Origin of the sequence: uncultured Lamprocystis sp., assembly GCF_903933125.1 — a bacterium.
GTDB lineage: Bacteria > Pseudomonadota > Gammaproteobacteria > Chromatiales > Chromatiaceae > Thiodictyon.
Genome location: NZ_CAIZIZ010000289.1, coordinates 1 through 4,297, shown reverse-complemented (window position 1 = coordinate 4,297; position 4,297 = coordinate 1). Strand labels below are relative to the sequence as shown.

Below are 4,297 nucleotides of genomic sequence, written 5' to 3'. Positions count from 1 at the left end.
GACACCCGGCACCGGCTTTACTCCGCCCCTATTGAATAACTTGGCACTACATTGCGATTTTCAGAAGTGTGTACATACGGATCAAATGGTTAGGCGCAATCTGGGGGCGTTATCAATGGGGTCATGTTAAAGATGGGCTAGGACAAGGCGGGTTAGCGTCTGCTTCAGTATGACCATTGGCTGTCTCCTCTGTTCTGTTCTGTTGGTGACCCTCATCGCCGGTGCGTAGTCAGGCCATCCTGGCCTGACGGCGTCGGGACTGGAACCGTCAGGGCTGGAAGCCCTGACGACGCAGCCTCGCACGCCGGCAGGTGCGACAGTAGTCAAGGCCGCACGTGCCGGGCTATTCCCTGGCCGCCGCCGCCTTTGCTTCCCCTTCCTTCAGTTGTTGGATGTCGGCGGGTGAGAGTTCCGGCCGGTCGACCGCGATCGTCAGCTTATTCAGCTTGGCCGTGAGCGGGAACGGCGGCTGGTAGTCGGCGTCGTTCACGCCGGTGAGCGTATCCGAACCGATGTCGAAGCTCTCGTCCCACTGCAGGATGATCGGCAGCGTCTTCGGCATGGTCTTGGTGTCGACCACCTTGCCATCCACCTTGAGTGTGCCGGTGCCGGGGCGACCGAGCCCGCTGAAGCTGTTGAAGACCAAAGTACCGACGCCCAGCCCGTCGTACTTGAAGTCGAACTCCAGCGTATGCCGTCCCGGTGACAGTGCCTCGGTTCCCTCCCACTTGGGGCGCTCGAGATCGATCAGATTCCACACGAATACCGGCTTGCCCTCGAGCAGATAGAAGCCGTAACCGGCGAAGCGCCCACCCGAGGTCAGCATCATCCCTTCGGCGCCGCCCTCCGGCACCTCGATGTCGGCGGTGATGGTGTAGGAGGTGTTCAGCAGCAGCGGCGAGTCGCCCTGCGGCAGGCCGACCATCGGACGGGTGTATACGAACTCGGTGCGCCCGGCGGTGATGTTCGGCCGCGGTGCGATGACCCGCGCCGCCACCGATCCGTCGAGCGGGAGAACCTGGTATTTCTTGGCCTCGGCAAGGAACCGCGCGCGCAGCGCCTTGACCTTCTCCGGGTGCTTGGCGGCGATGTCATCGGACTGGGTGAAGTCCTTGGTGAGATCGTAGAGCTGGAACACCTGATTGTTCAGCGGGTCGGCGTTGGCCGCGCCGAAGGCCTCCCAGGGGGCGCGATCGACCTTGGTGCTGAGCAGCCAACCATCCTGGTACAGGGCCCACTGACCCATCATCTCAAAGTACTGGGTCTGGTGCCGCGACGGGGCCTTGGCGTTCGCCGCGTCGAAGGTGTAAAGGAAGCTGGTCCCCTCGATCGGCTTTTGCTTGATGCCGTCCACCAGCTCGGGGGCGCGGATGCCGGCGGCCTCGAGGATGGTCGGCACCACGTCGATCACATGCACGAACTGCTCACGCAGGGCGCCCTTGTCCTTGATGCGCGCCGGCCAGGACACGACCATGTTCTGGTTGGTGCCGCCCAGGCGCGAGGCGTTCTGCTTGAACCAGTCGAACGGCGTGTCGAAGGCCCAGGACCAGCCGGCGGACATGTGGTTGTAGGTCTGCTCGGTGCCCCAGACGTCGTACCACTTCATCTGCACGTCCACCGGTACGGTGACGCCGTTGAAGCAGGTGCATGGCACTGATCTTGTCCACCCATCCCTTAGGTGGGATGGTGCGGGGCGTGCGTGGCGCCGGGCGCGTATTTGATGAAGATCGGCTTGTACGGGTCGGACTGATGCATCCGCGTCGCCCAGTCGATGGCCTCGTCGGCCATCCCGGTGATCAGGTTCCAGGTGCCCGGTTCCGTGCCCAGGAAGGGGTAGATCTGGGTGGTGTTACGGAACAGGTTGGGCTCCCACTGATTGGCGTCGCCGCCGACGAAGCCGTAGAAGTACTCGAAGCCCATGCCGGTCGGCCACTGGGTGAAGGGGCCGGACTGGCTCGCCTGGAAGGCGGGCGTGTTGTGGTCCTTGCCGAACCAGGAGGTGTTGTAGCCGTTGTCGAGCAGGATGCGGCCGATGGTGGCGTTGTCCGCGCCGATGATGCTGTTGTAGCCGGGGAAGCCGGTCGACTGCTCGGAAATCACGCCGAACCCGACGGAGTGATGGTTGCGCCCGGTGATCAGGGCGGCGCGCGTCGGCGAGCACAGCGAGGTGGAGAACATCCGGTTGTAGCGCAGTCCTTCGTTGGCGATGCGGTCCATGGTCGGCGTCGGGATGACGCCGCCGAAGGTGCTCGGCACGCCGAAGCCGGCGTCGTCGGTCATGATCAGCAGCACGTTCGGCGCGCCCTTGGGCGGCACGACGGCCGGCGGCCACCAGGGCTTGGATTGCAGGGCACCGTCCTTGATCACCCCGCCGAACGTCGGTGCGGGCGGCGGGAGTTGATGGCCGGGGATGGTCGTGGTGGCGCTAGGCGAGCCCGGCACGCCGGTGACCTGCACCGCCGCGGACGCCGCCCGCCCCAGCCCCAGCCCGACCAATAGAATCAGGCCCAGCCAGCCGATTCGTCGCCGCGGAAAGATCATGCCGGACACACGCATCGAAGTTGCCTCTTGGTGAATGTTCATACGCCGGACCGGCTAACGGCCATGGCGCCCGCGCCACCCCGGACCATGAAAGTCCTCTCGACCGCTGCGTAGTCAGGGCTTCCAGCCCTGACCGTTCCAGTCCCGACGCCGTCAGGCCAGGATGGCCTGACTACGCACTTTCACGGTAAAGCCTCGGCCTTCAGTGGCCGGAACGATGACCAAGGCCCGAAAGCCGAAAGCCAATCCTGTCCTTTGAATTTAGCAAAGCGGCTGCTAGTCTACCTTGCAATTCCGGCCTCACCTGACCGAGCCAGACAGCAATGTCACAGGACTCCAGCACCATTGAGGCGAAAGTCCCGCCCGCCGGCGGCACCCCGGCCGGGGGCACCCCGCGTCGGTTCGGCGACCTGTGGGTGGGGCCGATCCGTACACTCCCGGCTGTCTTGACCGATCTGGGCGTCAGCCCGGCGCGTGCATTTGCCGAGGCTCAAGTCGATCCCGAGCTATTCGAGGACGCCGCGGCACGGATCGCGATCGAGTCGCTCGGGCGACTGTTGGACACCTGTGTCGCGCTCACGCGGTGTGACCACTTCGGGCTCCTGGTCGGCGAACGCTTCACCCTGGAGGCGCTGGGTCACCTCGGCTTACTGATGCGTCATTCAGCCACGGTCGGCGACGCCATCCGCAGCCTGCTGCTGCATCTGGACCTCACCGACCGGGGGGCGGTGCCGATCCTGCTGGCTCCGGACCCCTCCTGCGTGACGTTGGGGTATTCGATCTATCGCCATGGGACACCGGCCACGGCGCAGATCTACGACGGCGCGATCACCATCGCCCACCGGATCCTGAGCGAACTGTGCGGTCCCACATGGCAGCCGGTGGGCGTTCAGTTCGCCCACGGCCGCCCCGGCAACCTCGCCCCGTATCGCCGCTTGTTCGGAACAAGCCCGACCTTTGACGCCGAGGTCTCGGCGATCCTGTTTGCCTCCTCCTGGCTCGCGCAGCCCATTGCGGGTGCCGATCCGCTCCGCCATGCCGCCCTCACCCGGACCATTCGCGAGTCGGCGGCCAACGACCCGATGACTTTCGCCGAGCAGGTGCGCGGCGTCTTGCATCAGATGATCCGCGGCGGGACCGCGTCGGCCGCCGCGATTGCGCGACTTTTCGGAATCCGTGAGCGAACGTTGCGCAGACGCCTGGCGGATGAGGGAATGCACCTGCAGCAACTCATTGATGAAGAGCGCTTTGAGATCGCCAAGCAACTGCTCGACAACACCAGCCTGCCGATCGCGGAGATCGCGGCGGCCTTGCACTATGCCGATCCGAATGCCTTTTCGCGCGCCTTCCGGAACTGGGCCAAGTGCAGCCCGCGGGAATGGCGCGCCCGGCACAGCACATGACGACGGGGGGTTCGAGTCCGTCTCCGTTCGTTGTCGTTGTCGTTGTCGTTGTCGTAATCGTCGCGCCGTGGGACCGGCTCACGGCGTTCCCGACCGTCCAGAGTTTGGGCAAGTATTCCTTGTGGGTTGGGCTGAGGAACGAAGCCCAACGAACACCCAAACGTAAGCTGAAATGTTGGGGTTCGTTCCTGACACTGGTGGCGAATTCTCCTGGCTCCCGCGCGTCGCGTACTCGGCGGCAACCTGTTGACGCTCCGCGGTGTCAAAGGGATTGACTGCCTGTTGCCCCAGGAGGCTCCGATGTCACTCCAATCCGCCCCAGCGTTCGAGATTCCCGAAGAAACCCGCAGGGT

General features: G+C 64.6%; 3 protein-coding genes. 1 reads left to right on the top strand and 2 read right to left on the bottom strand.

Annotated features, from left to right (window positions below):
• Window positions 1-343 precede the first annotated feature (343 nt).
• Together QZY03_RS14045 and QZY03_RS14040 are read right to left on the bottom strand one after the other, a co-directional pair.
• Window positions 344-1,654 carry a sulfatase-like hydrolase/transferase gene (locus QZY03_RS14045; RefSeq protein WP_295582030.1) on the bottom strand — a complete coding sequence of 437 codons (1,311 nt, stop codon included), beginning with the start codon at window positions 1,652-1,654 and terminating at the stop codon, window positions 344-346.
• A gap of 20 nt (window positions 1,655-1,674) precedes the next feature.
• Window positions 1,675-2,583, bottom strand: coding sequence for a sulfatase-like hydrolase/transferase (locus tag QZY03_RS14040; protein ID WP_295582028.1), 909 nt, complete (start codon window positions 2,581-2,583; stop codon window positions 1,675-1,677).
• Window positions 2,584-2,864: 281 nt separating this feature from the next.
• On the opposite strand from QZY03_RS14040, the gene QZY03_RS14035 reads away from it, so the two are divergent.
• Complete coding sequence (locus QZY03_RS14035) at window positions 2,865-3,944, top strand: AraC family transcriptional regulator (RefSeq protein ID WP_295582026.1); 1,080 nt, start codon at window positions 2,865-2,867, stop codon at window positions 3,942-3,944.
• Window positions 3,945-4,297: the final 353 nt, after the last annotated feature.

Coding starts and splice junctions, on each gene's coding strand:
- QZY03_RS14035 (WP_295582026.1), top strand. CDS start 2,865: ATGTCACAGGACTCCAGCACCATTGAGGCGAAAGTCCCGCCCGCCGGC.
- QZY03_RS14040 (WP_295582028.1), bottom strand. CDS start 2,583: ATGAACATTCACCAAGAGGCAACTTCGATGCGTGTGTCCGGCATGATC.